This window comes from Streptomyces sp. SPB074, from assembly GCF_000154905.1.
Taxonomy (GTDB): domain Bacteria; phylum Actinomycetota; class Actinomycetes; order Streptomycetales; family Streptomycetaceae; genus Streptomyces.
In genome coordinates, this window is the sequence record NZ_GG770539.1 from 6610118 (window position 1) to 6612682 (window position 2565).

Consider the following 2565-nt stretch of genomic DNA (forward strand, 5'->3'; position numbering starts at 1 on the left):
CCGGGCCCCCGGCTCAGCCCTCCCAGTGCCACTGCGCCACCTCGGGCAGGTCCTCGCCGTGCTCCCGCACCCACGCGCGGTGCCGCGTGCGCGTGTCCGCCATCTCCTGCCGCAGCGCCGCCTGGCGCTGCGCGAGCCCCGGCACCCGGTCGATGACGTCCATGACGAGCCGGAAGCGGTCCAGGTCGTTGAGCACGACCATGTCGAAGGGCGTCGTCGTGGTGCCGCGCTCCTTGTAGCCGCGCACGTGCAGGTGCGGGTGCACGGCCCGCCGGTAGGCCAGCCGGTGGATCAGCCACGGATAGCCGTGGTACGCGAAGATGACGGGCTTGTCCTTCGTGAAGAGGCCGTCGAAGTCGGCGTCCGGCATCCCGTGCGGGTGCTCGCTCGCCGGGAGGAGCCGCGCGAGGTCCACGACGTTCACGACCCGGACCGCCAGCTCCGGCAGCCGCTGCCGCAGGATCTGCGCGGCGGCCAGGATCTCCAGCGTCGGGGTGTCGCCCGCGCAGGCGAGCACGACGTCCGGCAGCCGGCCCTCCTCCGTGCCCGCCCACTCCCAGATCCCCGCGCCGCGCGCGCAGTGCCCGCGCGCCTCCTCCAGGGTCAGCCAGTCGAAGGACGGCTGCTTGCCCGCCATCACCACGTTGACGTACTCACGGCTCTGGAGGACGTGCTCGGCGGTGGACAGGGCGGTGTTGGCGTCCGGCGGCAGGTAGACCCGGACGACCTCGGGGCTCTTGTTGAGCACGTGGTCGATGAAGCCCGGGTCCTGGTGCGAGAAGCCGTTGTGGTCCTGGCGCCACACGTGCGAGGAGAGCAGGTAGTTCAGCGAGGGGACCGGCGCCCGCCAGGACAGCTTCCGCGCGGTGCCCAGCCACTTGATGTGCTGATTGGCCATCGAGTCGATGATGTGCGCGAACGCCTCGTACGTGGAGAAGACGCCGTGCCTGCCGGTCAGGGTGTACCCCTCCAGCCAGCCCTGGCACATGTGCTCCGACAGCACCTCCATGACCCGCCCGTCGCGTGCCAGGTGCTCGTCCACCGGCAGGATCTCCTCCTGCCACGTCTTCGCCGTCACGTCGTACACCGCGTTCAGCCGGTTCGACGCCGTCTCGTCCGGGCCCATCAGGCGGAAGTCGCGCCGGTCCGCGGTGAGTTCCATGATCCGCGCGAAGTACTGGCCGAGGACCCGCGTCGGCTCGTGCGTACTCGTCCCGGGCCGCTCCACCGGGACGGCGAAGTCCTCCAGCGGGGGAGCGGGCAGCGAGCGGGTCAGCCGGCCCCCGTTCGCGTGCGGACCGGAACCGAGCCGCAGATCGCCCTCCGGCACGCACTCCAGGACCCGCGCGACCGGCGCCCCCCGCTCGTCGAACAGCTCCTCGGGCCGGTAGGAGCGCATCCACTCCTCCAGCTGGCGCAGGTGCTCCGGCTCGGTGCGCACCTCGGCGAGCGGCACCTGGTGCGCGCGCCACGTACCCTCGACGGGCAGCCCGTCGACCAGCTTCGGGCCCGTCCAGCCCTTCGGCGTGCGCAGCACGATCATCGGCCAGTGCGCCCGGTCCGTGGAGCCGCCCCGGCGCGCCCGCGCCTGGATCTCGTCGATCCTGCCGACCGCCTGCGCGAGCGCCCCGGCCATCTGCCGGTGCACGAACGCCGGGTCGTCGCCCACGACCTCGATCGGGCGGTACCCGTAGCCGCGCAGCAGGTCGTGCAGCTCGGTCTCGGGCAGCCGCGCGAGGACCGTCGGATTGGCGATCTTGTAGCCGTTGAGGTGCAGGATCGGCAGCACCGCGCCGTCGTGCGCCGGGTCCAGGAACTTGTTGGAGTGCCACGAGCCGGCCAGCGGCCCGGTCTCCGACTCGCCGTCCCCGACGACGCAGGGCACGAGCAGATCGGGGTTGTCGAAGGCCGCCCCGTACGCGTGCAGCAGCGAATACCCCAGCTCGCCGCCCTCGTGGATCGACCCGGGCAGCTCGGGCGAGACATGACTCGGCACCCCGCCGGGGAACGAGAACTGCTTGAACAGGCGTTTCATGCCCGCCTCGTCGCGGCTGACGTCCGGGTAGACGTCCGAGTACGAGCCCTCCAGCCAGCTGTTGGCGAGCACCCCGGGCCCGCCGTGCCCGGGCCCCCACACGCACAGCGCCCGCTGACCGCGCAGCCGGATCAGCCGGTTGACGTGCGTGTACACGAGGTTGAGCCCGGGGACCGTGCCCCAGTGGCCGAGCAGCCGCGGTTTGATGTGCTCCGGGCGCAGCGGCTCCCGCAGCAGCGGGTTGTCCATGAGGTAGATCTGCCCGGCCGCCAGGTAGTTGGCGGCCCGCCAGTGCGCCAGCAGCGCGTCCAGCTCGGCGTCCGCGAGCTCGGGCGCCACGGGGGCCGGTGTCTCGTACGTGAATTCCCGCATCGCAAGCCTTTCAGCACGGCTGTCGGTGACACCTCTCGCCGGCGGCCCCGGCCGGGACCGCCGCTGGCCCGGGCGGCCGGAACACCGCACCGCCGGGCCCTCCCTCCCCTTCCCCCCGCCCGCCCCCGCACGCGGGGCCACCCGGCCTTTCCCCGGGG

The 2565-nt window shown here is 72.7% G+C and carries 1 protein-coding gene; it reads right to left on the bottom strand.

The window, feature by feature from the left end; translation table 11 throughout:
• Positions 1–13: 13 nt before the first annotated feature.
• On the bottom strand, positions 14–2407 hold the full coding sequence (locus SSBG_RS28210) for a phosphoketolase family protein (RefSeq protein WP_008749452.1): 2394 nt from the start codon (positions 2405–2407) through the stop codon (positions 14–16).
• Between the last annotated feature and the right edge of the window lie 158 nt (positions 2408–2565).